Origin of the sequence: Pandoraea anapnoica, from assembly GCF_902459765.1 — a bacterium.
Classification (GTDB): Bacteria; Pseudomonadota; Gammaproteobacteria; order Burkholderiales; family Burkholderiaceae; genus Pandoraea; species Pandoraea anapnoica.
This window is the reverse complement of sequence record NZ_CABPSP010000002.1, coordinates 54,235-72,747: the sequence shown is the minus strand read 5'-3', so window position 1 is coordinate 72,747 and position 18,513 is coordinate 54,235. Positions and strand designations below refer to the sequence as shown.

General features: G+C 63.9%; 18 protein-coding genes. 12 read left to right on the top strand and 6 right to left on the bottom strand.

Features of this window, described 5'->3' with window-relative positions:
- Positions 1-42: 42 nt before the first annotated feature.
- The 3 genes from PAN31117_RS03505 to PAN31117_RS03495 form a co-directional block, all read right to left on the bottom strand.
- Complete coding sequence (locus tag PAN31117_RS03505; RefSeq protein WP_150736995.1) at positions 43-1,047, bottom strand: FecR domain-containing protein; 1,005 nt, start codon at positions 1,045-1,047, stop codon at positions 43-45.
- Entirely contained in the window at positions 1,044-1,553 is a 510-nt protein-coding gene (locus PAN31117_RS03500) for a sigma-70 family RNA polymerase sigma factor (RefSeq protein ID WP_150736994.1), read from the bottom strand. Before PAN31117_RS03500 ends, PAN31117_RS03505 begins: the two co-directional genes overlap by 4 nt.
- Positions 1,554-1,706: 153 nt before the next feature.
- Positions 1,707-2,624 (bottom strand): helix-turn-helix transcriptional regulator, encoded by a 918-nt coding sequence (locus PAN31117_RS03495; protein ID WP_150736993.1) that lies wholly within the window; start codon positions 2,622-2,624, stop codon positions 1,707-1,709.
- Between the two features lie 218 nt (positions 2,625-2,842).
- On the opposite strand from PAN31117_RS03495, the gene PAN31117_RS03490 reads away from it, so the two are divergent.
- The 5 genes from PAN31117_RS03490 to PAN31117_RS03470 all read left to right on the top strand — a co-directional run bounded on the left by PAN31117_RS03490 (position 2,843) and on the right by PAN31117_RS03470 (position 8,640).
- Entirely contained in the window at positions 2,843-3,601 is a 759-nt protein-coding gene (locus PAN31117_RS03490; protein ID WP_150736992.1) for a crotonase/enoyl-CoA hydratase family protein, read from the top strand.
- A gap of 28 nt (positions 3,602-3,629) precedes the next feature.
- On the top strand, positions 3,630-4,556 hold the full coding sequence (locus PAN31117_RS03485) for a 3-hydroxyacyl-CoA dehydrogenase NAD-binding domain-containing protein (RefSeq protein WP_150736991.1): 927 nt from the start codon (positions 3,630-3,632) through the stop codon (positions 4,554-4,556).
- A 61-nt stretch (positions 4,557-4,617) separates the two neighbouring features.
- Positions 4,618-5,538 (top strand): beta-keto acid cleavage family enzyme, encoded by a 921-nt coding sequence (locus PAN31117_RS03480; RefSeq protein WP_150736990.1) that lies wholly within the window; start codon positions 4,618-4,620, stop codon positions 5,536-5,538.
- Between the two features lie 64 nt (positions 5,539-5,602).
- Positions 5,603-6,784 (top strand): ABC transporter substrate-binding protein, encoded by a 1,182-nt coding sequence (locus tag PAN31117_RS03475; RefSeq protein ID WP_150736989.1) that lies wholly within the window; start codon positions 5,603-5,605, stop codon positions 6,782-6,784.
- Positions 6,781-8,640, top strand: a complete 1,860-nt coding sequence (locus PAN31117_RS03470; protein WP_246188899.1) for a feruloyl-CoA synthase — start codon at positions 6,781-6,783, stop codon at positions 8,638-8,640. The genes PAN31117_RS03475 and PAN31117_RS03470 overlap by 4 nt, the downstream gene beginning before the upstream one ends.
- A 110-nt stretch (positions 8,641-8,750) precedes the next feature.
- Here PAN31117_RS03470 and PAN31117_RS03465 read toward each other — a convergent pair whose 3' ends face one another.
- Entirely contained in the window at positions 8,751-10,013 is a 1,263-nt protein-coding gene (locus PAN31117_RS03465) for an MFS transporter (protein WP_150736987.1), read from the bottom strand.
- 210 nt (positions 10,014-10,223) lie between these two features.
- On the opposite strand from PAN31117_RS03465, the gene PAN31117_RS03460 reads away from it, so the two are divergent.
- A complete protein-coding gene (locus PAN31117_RS03460; RefSeq protein WP_150736986.1) occupies positions 10,224-10,901 on the top strand; it encodes a cupin domain-containing protein in 678 nt (225 codons plus the stop codon).
- 33 nt (positions 10,902-10,934) lie between these two features.
- Positions 10,935-11,792 carry an IclR family transcriptional regulator gene (locus PAN31117_RS03455; protein ID WP_150736985.1) on the top strand — a complete coding sequence of 286 codons (858 nt, stop codon included), beginning with the start codon at positions 10,935-10,937 and terminating at the stop codon, positions 11,790-11,792.
- Between the two features lie 18 nt (positions 11,793-11,810).
- Here the strand turns inward: PAN31117_RS03455 and PAN31117_RS27010 are convergent, their stop codons facing one another.
- Both PAN31117_RS27010 and PAN31117_RS03450 read right to left on the bottom strand, forming a co-directional pair.
- Positions 11,811-11,954, bottom strand: coding sequence for a hypothetical protein (locus PAN31117_RS27010; protein ID WP_174990806.1), 144 nt, complete (start codon positions 11,952-11,954; stop codon positions 11,811-11,813).
- Positions 11,955-11,971: 17 nt separating this feature from the next.
- On the bottom strand, positions 11,972-12,985 hold the full coding sequence (locus tag PAN31117_RS03450) for an NAD-dependent epimerase/dehydratase family protein (protein ID WP_150736984.1): 1,014 nt from the start codon (positions 12,983-12,985) through the stop codon (positions 11,972-11,974).
- 96 nt (positions 12,986-13,081) lie between these two features.
- On the opposite strand from PAN31117_RS03450, the gene PAN31117_RS03445 reads away from it, so the two are divergent.
- From PAN31117_RS03445 to PAN31117_RS03425, 5 genes are all read left to right on the top strand, one after another.
- Positions 13,082-13,972 carry a LysR family transcriptional regulator gene (locus PAN31117_RS03445; protein WP_150736983.1) on the top strand — a complete coding sequence of 297 codons (891 nt, stop codon included), beginning with the start codon at positions 13,082-13,084 and terminating at the stop codon, positions 13,970-13,972.
- A gap of 104 nt (positions 13,973-14,076) precedes the next feature.
- Positions 14,077-14,808 (top strand): alpha/beta hydrolase, encoded by a 732-nt coding sequence (locus PAN31117_RS03440; protein ID WP_246188898.1) that lies wholly within the window; start codon positions 14,077-14,079, stop codon positions 14,806-14,808.
- 29 nt (positions 14,809-14,837) lie between these two features.
- A complete protein-coding gene (locus PAN31117_RS03435) occupies positions 14,838-16,463 on the top strand; it encodes an AAA family ATPase (RefSeq protein WP_150736982.1) in 1,626 nt (541 codons plus the stop codon).
- Positions 16,464-16,702: 239 nt separating this feature from the next.
- On the top strand, positions 16,703-17,803 hold the full coding sequence (locus PAN31117_RS03430) for a PAS domain-containing sensor histidine kinase (protein ID WP_150736981.1): 1,101 nt from the start codon (positions 16,703-16,705) through the stop codon (positions 17,801-17,803).
- Positions 17,794-18,438, top strand: a complete 645-nt coding sequence (locus PAN31117_RS03425) for a response regulator (RefSeq protein ID WP_174990804.1) — start codon at positions 17,794-17,796, stop codon at positions 18,436-18,438. The genes PAN31117_RS03430 and PAN31117_RS03425 overlap by 10 nt, the downstream gene beginning before the upstream one ends.
- Positions 18,439-18,513: the final 75 nt, after the last annotated feature.

Sequence of the window (18,513 nt, the reverse complement as noted above, 5' to 3'; positions counted from 1 at the left end):
ATGCCCGAGGCGGCAAGCGTGTCGTCCCTCGCGGGTATTGCGCTATCGCGCCTTGACCGTCACCCAGTACCGCGTGCGATAGACCGTCTCGACAGGCAGGCCGACGGCAAGACTCGCCAGCGCCCGGTCGGTGTCGGCGAGCGAGAACACGCCGCTCACCGGCAGATCGGCCACGGCGGCATCGCAACGGACGACGCCGCGCCGATAGTGCGAAAGCGTCTCGACGAGATCGCCGAGGCGAACGCGTTCGACGATGAGTTGAGCACGCGTCCATGCTGCGGCGTTTTCGTCGAACGGTGTCGACTCGGCCAACGGCTCGATGGCGCTAGACGAGAAGCTCGCCGCCTGCCCGGCGTCGAGCCGTTGCGTTTGCGCGCCGTGTGTGGGGCGCACGAGCACTATGCCGTCGAAGACAGCGACCTGCGTGTGTGCGCCGTCGTCGCGCACAGCAAAGCGTGTGCCGATATCGCGAATCTCGCCCTGGCGGGTGGCGACGACCAGCGGTGCGCTGTGAGTGCTATTGGACCGACCGGTCTCGATGCAGATACGACCGCGTCGCAACGAGATGCGACGCTCGTCCGGCGAGAAACGCACGTCAACCGACGAGGCCGTGTCGAGCCACAGCTGTGTGCCGTCGGCCAGCGTGACCCGCCGCACTTCTCCCACGCCGGTCGAATAGTCTGCTGTCACGGTGTCCCACATCGGCGAGCGACGCAGCGTGTAACCCGCTCCGGCTAGCGTGACGACACCGCCGAACACGCGCAGCGCGCGGCGGCGTCCGGCATCGCTCACGCGCGGGGCCGGGCGGGCGGTCAGCGTGTCGAAGGCCACACGTGGCGGTAGCTTGTCGAGCGCTTCGAACTTCTGTCCGATGATACCCAGACGTTGCCACGCACGCTCGTGATCGGGATGTGCGGCGCGCCAGCGCTCGCACGCGGCAATGTCTTCAGCGGTCGCGGCGTCGGACCAGAGCCGGGCGAGCCAGAGGCTTGCACGCTCGACGACTTCCGGTGCGAGGGGCGCAACGGGGGCGCTCGGCAAGCTCATACGTCGCTCCCGAACTGCACGGCATAGCACTCGCGCAACGCTTGCGCGATGTACTTTTCCACTGACGACACCGAAACCTGCAACTGCTCGGCTATCTCCCGATAGCCCAACCCTTCGAGCTTGCAAAGCAGGAACGCAGTGCGCGCTTTGGCGGGCAGACGCGAGAGAAGGGTATCGATTTCGATGAGCGCTTCAAGCACGAGGGCGCGTGTTTCAGGCGACGAGGCGACAGGCTCGGGCAGAGCGGCCAGCGTTTCGAGATAGGCCGTCTCGATGTGACGCCGCCGGAACAGATCGATCACCAGACAGTTGGCGATGCGCGCCAGATAGCGACGGGAATCTTCGATATGCGGCGCGCGTCCGGTGGAAAGCACGCGCAGGTAGGTGTCGTGCGCAAGGTCGGCGGCGTCGAACGCATTGCCGAGCTTTTTGCGTAACCAGCCGCGCAGCCAGCCGTGATGATCGCGGTAAAGCGCGCCCACCTCGCGCTGAAAATGACTTTCCATGATTCCCCGTGTTTGCATGACGCGTATTCCACGGGCGATGCCGCTCAAGAAAAGACGCTGATCCGCAAATGATAATGATTCTTATTAATTCTAAGCGTGAATCGTGGGGCGACGCAATAGGCGTGACACGGGGCTGGGAATCGTGGGCTGAATTCAGGCTGCGAGGGAAGGGGACAAGCGGGCCTGGAGGTCGGCAAGCGCTGCCTCCGGTGTGATGTCCGACGTGTCGAGCGTGATGTCGGCCAGCCGGTATAGCGACTCGCGGGCGTCGAGCATACGGTGAATGTGATCGAGCGCCTCGTTGCGCAGGGCTTCGGTTGCGATGCGCGCGTCGTTCTGCTGCATCACTCGCTGGAAGTGGACCTCCGGGCGCGCGCGCAGCCACACCGTACGGAACGCGCGCAGCACGCGCTCGAAGGTCGGGGCTTCCGAGACGATGCCGCCGCCGGTGGCCAGCACGACGTGCTCATGCTCGCCGATGATCCGCTCGATGCACTGCCGCTCGATGCGACGCATCGCGGCCTGGCCGTATAGGGTGATGACTTCGCCGATGGCAATGCCAGCTTCGCGTTCGACTTCCTTGTCGAGTTCGATGAAAGGCGCGCCGATGGCTTGCGCCAGTTGAGGGCCGAGCGTCGACTTCCCCGCTCCGCGCAGCCCGATGAGCGCGATGCGTTGGCCCATCCGCGCGGCGTCGGCCGCGACAGGCACAACGAGCTGGCGGCGCAGCCGCGAGAGCACCTCAGGCGATTGCTGACGCAGGTACTCGATCAGGATGAGCAGATCGCCGTCGTGAATGGAACGTTCGGCGACCAGCGTTTCGACGCCCACGTTCAGGGCCTCGGCCAGTTTGTGCAGCACCGCCAGAGACACGTTGCCGGTACCGGCCTCCACTCGGGCGAGATACGGCAGCGAGACGCCCGACTGCGCGGCGAGCTGCTTGCGCGTCATGCCGCGCTGAGCGCGCAGCATGCGCACCTGACGTGCGAGCGACGCCAGACGCGACGTCACCCCGGCGTCGACGTCTTCGGCCGGATCGGGCTGTGGCGTGGCGGTGGGCGGTGTTTTCATGGGCTAACGGGGCATGGTGCGGTTGCTGGCAAATATACTATGAGATAGCACGTACGGAAGTGCCTCGCTGTGCGCTTCCTGCGGTGAAAGGGTATTATATGCATTAAATTGCCTTTATTGGCAAAATATCCCTGTTAACCCTGAACTGCATTGCACAAGCTGCGCAACGGCGAAAATATCTTATAAGATACTTTTCACGATTTGGAGCGATGCAGACCATGACCTATCCCCACCTGCGTGTGCGCGTCGAAGACGCTATCGCGTTCGTCACCCTCGACCGCGCCGAGAAGCGCAATGCGCTTTGCGATGCGGCCATCGATTCGCTCGAAGCCGCCTTCCGTGATTTCGACGACAGCGTCAGAGCCGTAGTCCTGAGCGGTGCTGGCGAGCACTTTTGCGCCGGGCTCGATCTCTCGGAGAACAGCACGCGCGATCCCATCGACGTGCTGCGCGTCTCGCAGCGCTGGCACAAGGTCTTCCACGAGATCCAGTTTGGCGGACGTCCGGTGGTCGCTGTTCTGCAAGGCGCTGTCATTGGTGGCGGGCTGGAACTGGCGCTGGCTGCCCACGTACGCGTCATCGAGCGCAACGCGTTCTTCCAACTGCCCGAGGGCAAGCGCGGAATCTTTGTCGGCGGCGGTGCCTCGGTACGTGTGGCGCGCATTCTCGGCCCGGACCGCATGACGGAAATGATGCTGACGGGGCGCCGTTACGACGCTGTCGACGGTGAACGTTTGGGCCTCGGCCACTATCTGGCGGAGGTCGGCGACGGACTCGCGCTGGCGACACAACTGGCGCGCGACACGGCGGCGAACAGCCCGCTGTCGAATTGGGCGACGATACATGCGCTGTCGCGCATTCACGATATGTCGATGGCCGACGGCCTCTTCACCGAATCGGTGACGAGCGCACTCATGCTCGCCACGCCCGAAGCGCGCGAGCGTATGGAACGCTTTCTGGGTCGCGCGGCGCGCTAGCCGTCCGGCCATCCCCACGGAGACGAATGTGAAATACGACAACATCGAGCAGGTCGCCGTTATCGGCACCGGTGTCATCGGCGCGAGCTGGGCCGCGTACTTTCTGGCGCGCGGTCTGCGCGTGAGTGCCTGGGACCCCGCACCGGGCGCACGCGAGCGCCTGCGTGACGCCGTCGATGCGCACTGGCCCACGCTCATCCGCATCGGGCTGACGGCGGGCGCGACACGTGACAGCCTCACGTTCCACGACACGCTCGACGCCGCGCTCGAAGGGGCTGACTTCGTCCAGGAGAGCGGCCCCGAGCGCGAAGACCTCAAGCAGGATCTTTTCCGCAAGATGGACGATGCGTTGCCGCCGTCGGTCGTGATTGCGTCGAGTTCGTCGGGGTTGTTGATGAGCCGGGTGCAGTCGGTGTGCGCGCATCCCGAGCGTGTGGTGCTCGGGCACCCGTTCAATCCACCGCACCTGATTCCGCTCGTCGAGGTGATCGGTGGTGAACAGTCGTCGCAAGCGGCAATCGACACCGCCATGCAGTTCTACCGCGCCATCGGAAAGCGTGCGATCCACGTCCGCAAGGAAGTGAAAGGCCATATCGCGAACCGTCTGCAAGCGGCGCTGTGGCGCGAAGCGATTCATCTGGTGGATACCGGCGTGGCATCGGTTGCAGACATCGACGACGCCATCGCTTACGGCCCGGGTCTGCGCTGGGCGGCGCTGGGGCCGTTTCTGAATCTGCATTTGTCCGGCGGCGCGGGCGGCATTGCCCATCTGCTCGAACACCTCGGCCCGCCCATCGAATCGTGGTGGGCGGACCTTGGCGAGCCGGTGCTGACGGACGACCTCAAGGCGCGCATCACCGCGGGTGTTGAAGCCGAGTTGGCCGGGCGGGGCAATGCGCGTCTCGAAGCACAGCGAGACGCCGTCATCCTCGGCATTCTCGCGAGCAAGCCCTGAACACTCCCCCCTCTGAAAGCATCCGATCCAACGAACGACCGATTCGAAGAAGGAGACACGCATGAGCAAACCCAAAGTCATCGTCACCATCGCGCCCACCGGCGGCATGGCGTACAAGTCGCAGAACCCCCATCTGCCCACGCAGCCGGACGAAATCGCGCGCGATGTCTACGACTGCTACAACGCTGGCGCGAGCGTCGTGGCGGTTCACGCGCGGCGTCCGGGCGACGACGGTGCGACGTGCGATCCGGCGATTTATCGCGACATCAACCACCGCATTCGCGACAAGTGCGACATCGTCATCAATAACTCGACGGGCGGCGGCGTCCACGGCGACATGATCGGGCAGGCCGACAACGGCTATTGGGAAATCCTCTGGGAAGAACGCCTGAAAGGCATGGATGCGGGTGCCGAGATGTGCACGCTCGATGCCACGACCATCATCGCGAGCTTCGGCGGCAAGGAGCTGCTGATGCACACGTCGCCCGAGCGCTCGAAGCATCTCGCCATCGAGATGAAGAAGCGCGGCATCAAGCCGGAGTGGGAAGTGTTCAGCCCCACGCACATTGTGCAGGACCTCGCCACGCTGACCGCCGCCGGATTCGACGACGAGCCGTTCTTCGTCAACCTGGTGCTGGGCGTGCATCGCGGCTTCCAGAACGCTATGCCGTACACGCCTCGCGTGTTGCAGTCGATGGTCGATCTGTTGCCCAAGGGCAGCATCTTCTGCGTGAGCGGCATCGGCCCGGCGCAACTCCCGTCGGCGATGAATTCGCTGCTGCTCGGCGGCCACGTGCGGGTCGGACTGGAAGACAACCTGTACTACGAGCACGGCGTGCCTGCGACGAACCAGCAACTCACCGAGCGCGTCGTGCGGCTTGTGCGCGAGATGGGTTACGAGCCTGCCACGCCGACGGAAGCCCGCGAAATCATGGGCCTGCCGCGCAACCGTGAAGTACTGCCGGAGTTCGCCGTGCGGTAAGGCGAAGGTGTGCGTCGCAAGCTGTCCGGCCCCTAGAACGAAAACATCCCAGGAGACAAGTCACATGGCGGCAAACAGGTTCACACGCGGTTTCGCGCTATCTCGCGTTCTTTCGTTGTCGACGCTCGCCGGTGTGGCGATGCTCTGCGCGACCTCGCAGGCGAACGCCCAACCGGCGGGCGTCACCGTTGGCGTCACGCTCTCGACGACGGGCCCGGGCGCGTCGCTCGGCATTCCGGAGAAGCAGGCCATCGGCATGCTGCCGCAGACACTTGGCGGGCTGCCTGCGCGCTACATCGTGCTCGACGACGCCACCGACCCGACGACGGCGACGAAGAACGCGCGCCGTCTTGCGACGGAAGACAAGGTCGACGCGATCATCGGGTCGTCGACCACGCCCGCGTGTCTGGCCGTCGCCGCCGTGGCAGCCGATACCCGCACCCCGCAGCTCGGCCTGTGTCCGTTCGTGCCGAGCGCCACACAGATGCGTTACGTCTTCTCGCTGCCGCAATCGGTCGCCGTCATGGCCGATGCCGTACTCGACGACATGAAGGCGCACAAGGTGAAGACGCTGGGCTTCATTGGCTTCAACGACTCCTACGGCGAAGCGTGGCTCAAGGACATTCAGGCGCGAGCCGTCGCCCGTCAGATTCAGGTCGCACCGGTCGAACGGTACGCGCGCAACGATCAGTCCGTGACGGCGCAGGTACTCAAGGTCATGTCGTCGAACGCGGACGCTGTCATCATCGCGGCGAGCGGCACCCCGGGTGCGCTGCCCATGAGCACGTTGCGCGAGCGCGGCTACAAGGGGCGTATCTATCAGACGCACGGTGTCGCCAACAACGACTTCCTGCGCGTCGCAGGCAAGAGTGCAGAGGGGGCGATTCTGCCGGTGGGCAACATCCTCGTCGCCGAGCAATTGTCGGCGAACCATCCGGGCAAGGCCGTCGCCACCGACTTCGCGAAGCGTTACGAAGCACAGTACGGTGCGGGCTCGCGCAACCTGTTCGCCGGTTACGCATACGACGCTTATCTTGTCCTCGATCGTGCCGTCGCGGTGGCGGCAAAGCAGGCGCAACCGGGCACGCAGGCGTTTCGCGACGCACTCGTCACCGCCGTCGAACAGACGCGCGGCCTGGCGGCCACGCACGGCATGATCAATGTCAACGCACAGGACCACTCGGCTTATGGCGAAGACGGTCGCGTGCTCGTCACGGTGAAGGGCGGAAAGTGGACCATCGAGTGAACCTCGCGACGGGCGCGCGCCGTCTCGCCCGGCCCGACATCGAACGCGAGGTGCGCGCAGACGGCAGCTTCGTGATTCGCTCGCGCACTGTGCTCGGCGAGTTCGCGCGCAGCCCGGCCGACTGGCTCGTGCAATGGGCATCGAGGACGCCGGAGGCTGTGTTCGTGGCCGAACGGCGGCAGCCCGGCGATGCCACGTCCGGTGCAGGCCTCTGGCGTGAGGTCACCTATGGCGAAGGGCTCGCGACGGCACGCGGCATCGGGCAGGCGTTGCTCGACCTCGACGTGCCGCGTGAGCGTCCCGTGGTGATTCTGTCGGACAACAGCGTCAATCACGCGCTGCTCGTGCTCGGCGCGATGATGGCGGGGCGCCAGACGGCCATTGTGTCGTCTGCATACTCGCGCATCGCCAAGGACATGAGCAAGCTGCACGGCATTCTCGCGCGACTCGATCCGGCGCTCGTGTATGTCGAAGATGGGGATGCCTATGCGCGCGCGCTGGACGGTGCGCCGATCCGATGCCCCGTCGTCGCCACGCGCAATGGGCGTGCGGAGTGGTTGCGCTTTGACACGCTTGCATCGACGTCGGCATCCGCGGCACTGGATGCCGCCTTCGCACAAGTGCGCCCCGAGGACACGGCCAAGCTACTACTGACCTCCGGATCGACCGGTAAGCCGAAGATCGTCGTCAACACGCATCGCATGCTGGCAGCTAATCAGCAGATGATTGCGCAGTGCTGGCATTTCCTCGACGAGACGCCGCCGGTCGTGGTCGACTGGCTGCCGTGGAGCCATACGTTCGGCGCGAACCACAACTTCCACATGGCGTTGCGCAATGGCGGAGCGTTCTACGTGGACGACGGTCGTCCTGTGCCCGAACTCGTGGGCCGCTCCGTCGAAGCGCTGCGCGACGTGTCGCCCACGCTGCACTTCAATGTCCCGAAGGGGTTCGAAGCGCTCGCGCCTTTTCTCGAAGAGGACGAGGCATTCGCAGCACGCTTCTTCGGCCGTCTGCAAGTGTTGTTCTACGCGGCGGCGAGTTTGCCCCCGACGGTGTGGCAGCGCTTCGAGCGACTGGCGTCGCGCTATTGCGAAACGCTGCCGTTCTTCACGTCGGCGTGGGGGGCGACCGAGACGTCACCGCTGATCACCAGCGTTCACTTTCCGATTCCGGGCGCGGGCAATATCGGTCTGCCCGCGCCGGGTAACGAGCTGAAGTTCGTGCCCAACGGCGACAAGCTGGAGATGCGCGTGCGGGGGCCGTCGGTATTTCGCAGTTATGCAGGCGATCCGGAGGCGACGGCGCAGGCGTTCGACGAAGAGGGCTTCTATCGCACCGGCGATGCGGGCCGTCTGTCGGACGTGAATGATCCCGGCGCGGGTGTGATATTCGACGGCCGTGTGTCGGAAGATTTCAAGCTGACGAGCGGTACCTGGGTTTCCGTGGGCTCGTTGCGGCTGCGGGCCGTGACCGCGTTGGCCCCTTATGCGTCGGACGTAGTGATCGCCGGACACGATCGCGACGAAATCGGGTTGCTGATTTTCCCGAGCCCGGCCATGCGAGCCAAGGTGGCATCTGTCGAGGGATCCCCGCATCATCACGCAGGCAAGACGCTCGCGATGCACGACGAGGTCCGCTCGCTCATCGCACAGGCGCTCGCGCAACTGGCGCACGACGCCGGGAGTTCGCAGCGCGCGGCGCGCGCGGCCATCCTCGCATCGCCGCCGTCGCTGGAACAAGGGGAGATCACAGATAAGGGATACGTGAATCAGCGCGCGGTGCTGACGCTGCGCGCCGACGACGTCACACGTCTTTACTCGGACTGCCCGTCGGTCATTCGCTTACCCTCGTTCTGAGGTGACTGCGACAACTTGAGATGTGGGGGAAGTGAGAGCGACGGCGCGCCGGTGGCGGGGAATGCCACCGGCGCGTCAGATCGCCGGAACTGCGGGCCTGCGTTCTGCGATCAGGCGAGCGCTTCGCCGTGACTTTCCGGCAGGAAGAAGTAGACGATGATGGCGGCGAGGAGGAAAAAGCCTGCCGTGGCACCCAGTGCGACGCTTACGTTCTCCCCGCGCGACAGCAGGCCGACGGCTGCCGGGGCGAGGGCGCTCGCGGCGCGTCCCGTGTTGTAGATGAAGCCTTGTGCCGTGGCGCGCACTTGCGTCGGAAACATCTCGGCGAACGTCGGGGCGAAGCCGCTATAGAAGCCCGTGCCGAAGAACGCCACGACCGGACCGAATACGAGCAACAGCATCGGCTCGCGAATCGCGACATAAAGCGGCACAGTAATCGCCGACACGATGAAGAACAGCAGGAACGACTTACGGCAACCGATGCGATCTGCGATGTAGCCGAAGCACACGAACCCTGCCGCTGCGCCGATCTGCATGATGACGATCCACGTCGTCGAGCGCATCAGATCGAAGCCCGGGCCACCCTGATCGACCGGCGTCGAGAGATATGCCGGAATCCACGTGAACAATCCCCAGTAACCGCACATCGCCGCCGCCGTGAAGGCGAGGCCGACGATCGTGCTGCGCGCATACGGCCCGAACAGCATGCCGAGCGTCTGGCCGAGCGTGAGACGCACGCGCTGCTCGCGCCAGATCGCAGGCTCTTCCACGTGACGACGCACCCAGAACGCCAGCACCGTGGGCACCAGGCCGAAGGCGAACACCCAGCGCCAGCCGAAGTGCGGCAGGATGACGGCCGCCACGATGGCGGCGACCGCATAACCCACAGCAAACGCGCTTTGCACCCAAGCCATCACCTTGGCGCGATGCTCGGCCGGCCACGTTTCGGTAATCAGTGCCGCGCCCGCCGACCACTCACCGCCGATGCCCAGACCCAGCAGGAAACGGAAGATGAGGAGCGACGTCACCGAATCGGCGAAGCCGCACAGCGCGGTGCCGATGGAGTAACACAGGATCGAGAGAATCATCGACTTCGTACGGCCGATGCGGTCGGCGAGGAAACCGAAGAACAACCCACCGAAGGCCGTCGCCAGCAGCGTGAGCGAAGCGATGATGCCCGCCACGCCCTTGTCGAAATGCAGGTCGACGCTGATGTAGCGAATCACCATCGCAAACAGCATCAGATCCATGATGTCGAGCATCCAGCCGATATAGGCCGAACCAAATGCTCGCCATTGCGCAGGGCTCGCGCCGCGATACCACGGTCGACGAGCCGCGCCCGCCGCTTTCAGGGCGGTCGTGCCAGTGTCCATTCTTGTCTCCTTCATGGAACTATCCTAATGTCAGTCCTCGTGTATCGACTATCGATACTCATGGGAATGATTTCGTTCGAATAGTATCAGCACATTCCTCAGTCGGGTCTCGTGGTAAACCATAAATGGTGCTTTGTGTATCGATGATCGATACTCTTTGTCAGTGTTGTCTCGATGGTCGGGGCAATCGACTGGTCACAGGAGATCGAAGTGAAGCCGTTTCAATTGCGTCTGTACGAGGATGTCATCGCACCGAACCATCCGCCCGTGTATCTGCCGTCTGCGCGTCGCGCGATTTATGTCGTACGTGGCGACATCGCTATCGAGTTCGACACGGGCGCGCAGCATCATCCGGCTGAGAGTGCCTGGCTGGGGGAGGACAGCGTTGCGCTGATCGCCGGAAGTGAAGGGGCGACGCTATGGCGTTGGGAACTGATGTCGGGCAACGAGCCGACGCCGGGTGAGATAGCGTCGGCACCGGGCGCATCGTCGACACTCAAGCTCGACGCGCCTGTCGAGCTGGACCCGCGTCAACAGTGGCTCATGCGTTGCGACAAGGTACAATTCCCTCCCGGCGGCGTGGCGCATACGCACGTGCATCAGGGGCCCGGCGTGCGTTGCACGCTCGAAGGCGAGATCACGATCGAGACGTTGGGCGCGTCGCACACTCATGCGGCAGGGCAAGCCTGGCTCGAACTCGGACATGCGCCGGTGCTCGCACCGACGACCGAGGCACGCGATACGACGTTCATCCGCTGCTTCATCCTGCCGCGGGCGTGCCGTAACCGCAGCTCGATCCGTTACGTGCGCCCCGAGGACGCAAACAAGAACAAGCCGCAGCGCTATCACGTGTTCGGCGAGCGTTTCATCTCGCTCGACGCACAGTAATCGGCGTGCGACGACAGTGACAAAGGACACGCAGTGAAAGGATCGAAGGACACCCCGAACGACGTCATCCGCCGCCCGCGCGCGGCCGCTGTGCCGAGTGCCGCCAGCGACGAACAGGGCGGCGACGAAATCAACACGTCGTCGACTTCGGTCATTTCGTTGCGCATTCTGGAGTTGCTGGCCGAGCGCAATGCCGAGTGCGGCGTCACGCACCTGGCAGAAGCGCTCGGCGTCCCCAAAGCACGGGTTCACCGACATCTCACGGCACTGCGTCAGGAAGGCTATGTGGTGCAGAACCCACGCACGAGCCGTTACCGGATCGGTTGGCGTCTCTTTTTACTCGGACAAAAGCTCGTCAAACAGTTCGACGTGGTGGGGCTGGCACGTCCGGTCATGGAAGAATTGCGCGACGCCGTGGGACAGACCATCGTCATCAGTTCGTTCACCGAGACCGATGTGGTGGTGCTCGACGTGATGCGTGGCCGCAGTCCGCTGGAGATCCTGCTGCACCCCGGCACGCAGTTCAAACTGCACAGCGTGGCGCAGGGCAAGATTGCGCTGGCATTCGGCGCAGAGGAGCGGCGCGACGCGGTACTCGAAGGTCCGCTCGATGCCTGTACGCCGCACACCATCACCGATGCGATGCGCCTGTCGCACGAACTCGCGCTGGTGCGCGAGCGTGGCTGGGCGGATGCGCCGGAAGAGGTGTTTCTCGGCGTGAATGCGCTGGCGGCACCGATTATGCAGGACGACGGAACGCTCTTCGGCACACTCGCCATCGTCGGCTCGATTCACTATTTGCCTGCGCACCCGAACCCGCAGACGGTCGCAGCGCTCACCGATGCGGCACGGCGCATCTCGCTTCTGCTCGGGAGCGGGCGCGGCAACTGAGCGCCACGTTCACGGCCCTCACATCCGCAAGACGGCGGCCGTGGCAATCTTCAGCGTTCGTTCGATGGGCCACGACGACGCGCCGAACGTCACCACGTTGTTCAACGCGGCAATGGCCGACCATAACGTAAGGCCGGTCACGAGCACCAGCTCGAATATCACGAACGCATCGAAGGCAATCAGGGGTATGCGAAACCTTTGGCGGACGGCTTTCCCGGCAGGCATCCGAGGCCTTCGAGGGTCGTGTGGACGGCGACGTCGAGCGGCGTGTGTGGCTCCTCGCCGAGCGCATCGACCAGACGCGCGTTGTCCATGCGAACGGGCTGCTTCCAGAGATAGCGCATCTCCTGCAACTCGCGCAGCGTCGTGACGAAGGGCGACGCCAGCGTCATCAGCCACCACGGGAAACGGCGCGTCTTGACGTCAACGCCGTGACGCGCCATCACACGCGTAATCGCTGCGGCCATTTCCGTGCCGTCAGCATCCCAATGCCCGGCCATGTGGAAGTTTGCGAACGCGTCGAGCGTGTGGCGGCGTTCGATCAGCATGACCATCGCGCGGGCCACGTCGGGCAGATACGACCATTGATGGCCGACGCCGGGGGCGTTGGGGATTTGCACTACGCGTGTCGTCTGTCCCGGCTTCACCAGTCCCTGAGCGAACCAGCTATTGCGGGTCAGCGGGCCGAAGAAGTCACCCGCACGCACGATGATGGTTTGCACACCGTTGCGACTCGCATCACGCAGACGGCCTTCCATCGTCGCGCGGATACGGCCCTTGCGGGTCAGCGGCCGTTGGGGCGCGTCTTCATACAGCATGGGGAACGTCTCCGGACCGTAGTTGTAGACGGTGCCTGGCAGGACGACGGTTGCACCATAGCGTGTGGCAGCGGCAATCGTATTGTCGAGCATGGGCAGCACCTGCGTGCTCCAGTTGCGATAGCCCGGTGGGTTGACGGCGTGCACGATCACGGCGCAATCGCGGGCAGCGGCGAGAACGTCGTCGGCGCGCATTGCATCGCCGTCGATCCATTCGATGGCGGTTTCCGTCGTCGAATCGGGGGCGCCGCCCCGGCGCAGGGCACGCACTTGCCAGCCCGCCGCGAGCAACTGCCGCGCGACTTCGCCGCCGATGCCGCCCGTCGCGCCAAGCACCAGTGCGCGGGATGTTGTCTGTTGATTGGAATGGCTCATGGGGAGGCTCCTCGTTCGTTGTCGGTGATGCCATTCTCCGCGCGAGGTGATTAAAATAAAATTGCCTAAAACAATCTATCGGCTATACATTTTTGTATGACATCGAATCTCAGTTGGGATCTCTACCGAACGTTTCTCGCCGTGCTGACGGAGGGCTCGCTCTCGGGCGCGGCACGTGCGCTGGGTATCACACAACCAACGGCGGGACGACACATCGCAGCGCTGGAGCAAGCGCTGGGTCAGACGCTCTTCACGCGCTCGCAAACGGGCTTGCTGCCGACGGACGCGGCGCAGTCGCTACGCTCGCATGCGCAGGCGATGCAGCACACGGCGCTGGCCTTCGAGCGGGCGGCGGCGAGTCATGGCGCCGGGGTGAACGGGGTGGTGCGCATCTCGGCGAGCGAGGTCGTCGGGGTGGAAGTCTTGCCGCCGATCCTGACGGCGTTACGTCGCGCGCACCCGGATCTGACCATCGAGCTGGTGCCGACGAACCGCATTCAGGATTTGTTGCATCGTGAAGTGGACATTGCGGTGCGCATGGCGCCGCCCCAGCAGGACGCGTTGATTGCCCGCCGTATTGGCGTCATCGACGTCGGCCTGCACGCGCGCGACGACTATGTCGCCCGCTACGGCGCACCGGCATCGCTTGCGGACCTCGCGCATCACACGGTGATCGGGTTCGATAAATTGACGCCGTTCCTGCGCGAGGCGACGCGCGGCGTGCCGATGTGGGCGCGGGAGACGTTCGCGTTCCGGGCCGACAGCGATCTGGCGCAACTGGCGATGATTCGCGCCGGATACGGAATAGGCGGGTGTCAGGTGCCGCTGGCCAGACGTGACCCGCGACTAGTGCGTCTGCTGCCGAGCGCCTTCCGATTCCGGCTACAGACGTGGGTCACGATGCACGAAGACCTGCGCGCCAATCCGCGCTGCAAAGTCGCGTTCGATGCGCTCGTGGCCGGATTAACCGCCTACATGGCCGGATAAGACGCAGAGAAGTCGCGAGCGCGACAAATAACGAACGTCATCGATGATGTGTGTGATATACAATATATCAATAACATCAACGATTACGGGACAATCACCGCGCCATGTTCGACCCTTCCTTGTTCGGACGCATGCCACCGGACGTCATCGCGTCCGCCGCCCCGAGCGCGCCAGCGTCGGCCTGCGCTTCGTCGCCATCTTCCGACCTTCCGCCTGAACCGTTCGCACCCGGCCGCCATTCACTGGGCTTGAGCGAAACACGCGACGCAGTCCTATACGTTCCCGCCGATCTGCCCACCGACAAACCGGTGCCGCTGTTCGTAATGTTTCACGGCGCAGGCGGTTTCCCGGAGAAGGTGTTGCCGTTCATCGAGCCGCACGCGGATCAGCACAAGTTTCTCGTGCTCGCGCCGCATTCGACCTTCCCAACGTGGGACATCGTGATCGGTGGCAACGGCCCCGATCTGGAGCGTCTGCAAGCGGCATTGCGCGCGGTCGCTGCGCGCTATTGCATCGATGCTCAGCATGTGGCCTTCGCGGGATTCTCCGACGGCGCGAGTTACGCGCTGTCGATTGGCGTGACGAACGGCGACATTGCGAGCCACGTCATCGCGTTCTCCGGCGGTTTCATGTCGATCTTCGTGCAGGAAGGGCTGCCGAAAGTGTTCATCGCCCACGGGCTGATCGACGAACAACTACCGATCGCCACGAGCGGCCGTCAAAACGCAAACAAACTCAAAGCGGCGGGCTACGACGTGCAGTACGTCGAATTCGACGGGCTGCACATCATCGAGCCGGGCGTCGTGGCGCGTGCCATCGACTTCTTCCTCGCCTGAACCGACACGCCATACGGGGAGTGCCGTCCATGGATTTCGAAATTCCCGAATCACTGATTCATCCGCTGATGCAACTGATCGGCACCGACTCGCCACTGGGCAAGCAACTGACGGCTTACGGCGTGTGTCGCGGCAATATGCTGGTCTCCAGCGAATGGTTCGACGCAAAGTCGCTCAACACGCTTTACGTACTGAGCAAGTCGCAGAACGAGCGCGCATTGATGTTCCAGATGCTCGCACTCGATAACGTCTACAACGCGCCGCAAGCGCGCGTGATTCCCAGTCTGGACAAACTCGTGCCTGGGCTGGTCGCCTACCTCGCACGCGACGTGATCGACGGCTGGCTGTATCAGCGTCATCGCGACGGTGCGTTGTTGCCGTGGCTGGTGCGACGGTTGCGCTACGTCGAGCCGGATCAGGGCTCGCCGTACGTCGTCGTCGACATGCTGGCGAACACCATGCAGTCGGCGAACCTGAGTCCGACGGAGCATCGCCCGCGTCGCTCGGGCATGACCACGTCGCTCGTCTTCACACGCGACGACATTGCGAATCGCACCATTCCCGAACTGCTCGCGGAGTTCGGTTTCTACAAGGAATGCGCGGAGTTCAAGACCGAATACGAACAGCATGCGCAGCGCTTCCTGCGCGTGCAGCGCGCGTTCGGTGCGCAGTTCGTGCTGAGCCGCGCCGCGTTCTCCGTCGATCCGAAGGGAGTGACGGAACTGATTCGTGTGGGCGACGGCGTAACGGCCAAGTGCGTCAACGACGAAGAGCGGCTGGAGCGCAACTTCGAGATGGCTTGCGATGCCGACTTCTGGCGCAACGCCGAGATCGGGCAGGCGTTCGAGACGATTCCGCTGCACTGCTACGTGCATGTGTTCCATCTCGACTGGCACCGCAATCTCTGGGTCCACGTACAGAACATGACCGAGTACGAATATCAGCCGAGTCTGCGCGACAAGCTGGTGTTGCCTGCGCACCATCACGATCTCATCGACATCCTGACGTCGAATATGGACGTGATGATGCCGGACTTCGTCCCGGGCAAATCGGGGGGCGCGACGATCCTGTGTCAGGGTGCACCGGGCCTCGGCAAGACGCTGACGGCGGAGATCTATTCGGAAGTGGTCGGCAAGCCACTGTATCGCGTGCACTCGGGGCAGTTGGGCACGACGGCGGCGTCCGTGGGCGCAACGCTCATGAGCATCTTGCGACGCGCCATGCGCTGGAACGCGATCCTGTTGCTCGACGAGGCCGACGTGTACATCCGGCGTCGCGACAACGATCTGGAGCACAACGCCATCGTCGCGGAGTTCCTTCGCTCGCTGGAGTACTTCCATGGGTTGTTGTTCATGACGACGAACCGCATTGGCGACGTGGACGACGCGATCCTCTCGCGCTGCATCGCCACGATTCACTATGAAGTGCCGTCGGCGGCGGATGCGCGCAGGCTCTGGCGCATGCAGGCGGATCAGGTGGGCGCGCATCTCGACGATGGGCTAATCGAGACGCTGGCAGCGCGATATCCGAAAGCGAGCGGGCGCGACATCAAGGAGTTGATGAAACTCGCGAGCCGCTATTGCAAGGTCAAGCAACTACCTTACACGGAAGACGTGTTCCGCTTGTGCGGCCTGTTCCGTGGCTATGACGCGTGACGTTTCCAGCACCTGTTAGTCGTTCCAGTCACGCAGCGGCATCCATCAGAAAAACTCATGAAGCAACGCAGCATGACGATATGCGGGAAAACTAGAGGCGCGCCCGCGCGCCGGTCTGGCTATATTGGGGGCGGACCGGTGTCGACGTCATGGCGGACCTCTGGTAAGGCGCACGCCTTGTTTGCCAGCCGCTGACTGTGCTGCACCGCGCCATTTCATCGGTACGGCAAGGAGACGCAGTGGAGACGCATGGCGAACTGCACCGGGCGATTCTGAACAACATCCCGGATCAGGCGTGGCTCAAAGACACCGAGTCGCGCTACATCCTCGTCAACGACGCCTTCATGGCCGCATGCGGGCGCACCGAGGCTGACATCATTGGCAGCACGCCGGACAAGGTCTGGTCCTCCGAGTGGGGACGTGTGTACCTTGCCACCGACCGTGCCGTCGTCGCGAGCGGCGTGCGTCGTCGCTACGAAGAGAGCCGTCCGGGGGCGGACGGGGCACCGCGCTGGTTCGACACCGTCAAGATGCCCGTGCGCGATGCCCACGGACGCATCGTCGGCACCGTCGGCATCTCTCGCGATATCACCGACCGCAAGCGCTCCGAAATGGCGCTGCTCGATTCGCGCGCACAACTACGTCAACTCTCGGCGTATCTGCAAACCGTACGTGAAGCCGAACGCACGCGACTGTCGCGCGAATTGCATGACGAACTCGGCCAGTGGCTGGGCGGCCTGCGTCTCGGTCTGAATTATCTGGAAACGCAACCGGATCTGCCTGCCGCAGATCAGTCCGCCCAGATCCAGATGCTCAAGGAGCTGGTCGACGAGACCATCGACGCCGTGCATCGCATTGCGGCGGACTTGCGCCCGGCGGTACTCGACGAACTCGGCCTGCACGCCGCGCTGGAATGGCTCACGGAATCGTTTGCACAGCGTCACGGCTTGCCTTGCGAACTGATGATGCCCGAGTCGGTGACGGCGTGTCTCGATAGCGAGTGCAGCACGGCCATCTTCCGCATCGTGCAGGAGTCGCTCACGAACGCAAGCCGTCACGGACAGCCGACGCAGGTTCGCGTGACGCTCGAATTGCGCGACGGTCACTGCCACGTGTGCATCAGCGACGACGGGCGGGGCATGGACCCGTTGCGCGCTGGACACGGGCAGCGGCTCGGTCTCATGGGCATGCGCGAGCGGGCGCTGATGCTGGGCGGTGCCTTCGATATCGAAAGTGCGCCAGGGCAGGGCACGCGGATCGTCGTTCGGATTCCGGCACGGCCTGCCACGCACGCCGCGACGATTCCGGCAACTCACGATGCGGGGTGGCCATGCGTGTGATGATTGCCGACGACCACGCGATCATTCGCGACGGTCTGAAAAAGATCATTTCGATGGCCCCCGACATGGCCGTCGTGTCCGAGGCAGTGGACGGCGAAGACGTCCTGAAGCGCCTGCGCCTGACTACCATCGACGTGCTGTTGCTCGATATGTCGATGCCCGGCAAGAGCGGCATTGCGCTCATCGCCCAGATCAAGGCGAGCTATCCGTCGCTGCCGATTCTGGTGCTCAGCATGTATCGCGAGTCGCAATATGCGGTGCAGGCCATTCGCGCTGGCGCATCGGGCTATCTGACGAAGAACGCCGAATCCGAGCAACTGATGAGCGCCATCCGGCGCGTGGCGCGTGGCGGTACCGTCGTGTCGCCGCTGGTGGCCGACAAGCTAGTGCGCCAGTTGCAACAACCGGCCGAGGCGCTACCACACACGCATCTGACCGCGCGCGAGTTCCAGATTTTCCAAATGCTGGTCGAAGGCAACGGCATCAACGACATCGCCCGTTGCCTGTCGTTGTCGGCCAAGACCGTCAGCACGCACAAGGCCAACATCCTGACCAAGATGGACATTCCGTCGACGGCGGGGCTGGTGCATTACGCCATCGAACATGGCCTGATCGTCGCCGGTACCGACGCCTGATTCGGCATCTGCTTCCCAGCGCCGGACGTTCTGTCCGGCCGCCCCTTTCCCCCATGTTTTGAATGCTGCACTGCG

Excerpts from the sequence above, each read along its gene's own strand:
- PAN31117_RS03505 (WP_150736995.1), bottom strand. The coding sequence starts at position 1,047 with ATGAGCTTGCCGAGCGCCCCCGTTGCGCCCCTCGCACCGGAAGTCGTC.
- PAN31117_RS03500 (WP_150736994.1), bottom strand. The coding sequence starts at position 1,553 with ATGGAAAGTCATTTTCAGCGCGAGGTGGGCGCGCTTTACCGCGATCAT.
- PAN31117_RS03495 (WP_150736993.1), bottom strand. The coding sequence starts at position 2,624 with ATGAAAACACCGCCCACCGCCACGCCACAGCCCGATCCGGCCGAAGAC.
- PAN31117_RS03490 (WP_150736992.1), top strand. The coding sequence starts at position 2,843 with ATGACCTATCCCCACCTGCGTGTGCGCGTCGAAGACGCTATCGCGTTC.
- PAN31117_RS03480 (WP_150736990.1), top strand. The coding sequence starts at position 4,618 with ATGAGCAAACCCAAAGTCATCGTCACCATCGCGCCCACCGGCGGCATG.
- PAN31117_RS03475 (WP_150736989.1), top strand. The coding sequence starts at position 5,603 with ATGGCGGCAAACAGGTTCACACGCGGTTTCGCGCTATCTCGCGTTCTT.
- PAN31117_RS03465 (WP_150736987.1), bottom strand. The coding sequence starts at position 10,013 with ATGGACACTGGCACGACCGCCCTGAAAGCGGCGGGCGCGGCTCGTCGA.
- PAN31117_RS03450 (WP_150736984.1), bottom strand. The coding sequence starts at position 12,985 with ATGAGCCATTCCAATCAACAGACAACATCCCGCGCACTGGTGCTTGGC.
- PAN31117_RS03445 (WP_150736983.1), top strand. The coding sequence starts at position 13,082 with ATGACATCGAATCTCAGTTGGGATCTCTACCGAACGTTTCTCGCCGTG.
- PAN31117_RS03440 (WP_246188898.1), top strand. The coding sequence starts at position 14,077 with ATGTTCGACCCTTCCTTGTTCGGACGCATGCCACCGGACGTCATCGCG.
- PAN31117_RS03435 (WP_150736982.1), top strand. The coding sequence starts at position 14,838 with ATGGATTTCGAAATTCCCGAATCACTGATTCATCCGCTGATGCAACTG.
- PAN31117_RS03425 (WP_174990804.1), top strand. The coding sequence starts at position 17,794 with ATGCGTGTGATGATTGCCGACGACCACGCGATCATTCGCGACGGTCTG.